We start from the raw sequence: 398 nt of genomic DNA, 5'->3' as shown, positions 1-398 counted from the left end.
CAGGAATCTTTGACAATGTCGAAATTGAAATGGTCGGTTAAAATATTTAACTTTTAGAGAATATTTACGGCTTTCTAGGGGAAAACGAGAAAGTGATGCAAACGGTTTATTTGAGTTTAGGGAGCAATATTGGAGACAAGCAAGCTTATTTACAAGATGCAGTAAGTTTATTGGGACAGAATTCGGCTATTTTAATAGATAAAAAGTCAAAGTTTTATCAAACTTCACCTGTTGGGGGTGTGGAACAAGATGACTTTGTCAATATGGCAGTGAAGATTTCAACGACACTTGAAGCGAAGCAACTATTGGTGCTTATTCACGAAATCGAAGCTAAATTAAAGCGTGTACGTAAGATTCATTGGGGCCCACGCACGATAGACATTGATATTTTATTTTAC

The 398-nt window shown here is 36.2% G+C and carries 1 protein-coding gene; it reads left to right on the top strand.

Annotated elements, in window-relative coordinates:
* Nucleotides 1-95 precede the first annotated feature (95 nt).
* The coding region (gene folK / locus LI288_RS14180; RefSeq protein ID WP_227091089.1) for a 2-amino-4-hydroxy-6-hydroxymethyldihydropteridine diphosphokinase at nucleotides 96-398 on the top strand (303 nt) is incomplete at its 3' end.

The organism is Lachnospira pectinoschiza (assembly GCF_020564355.1).
GTDB classification, from domain to species: domain Bacteria; phylum Bacillota; class Clostridia; order Lachnospirales; family Lachnospiraceae; genus Lachnospira; species Lachnospira intestinalis.
The sequence above is the reverse complement of the archived record's forward strand: the minus strand, read 5'-3'. Positions and strand labels throughout refer to the sequence as shown.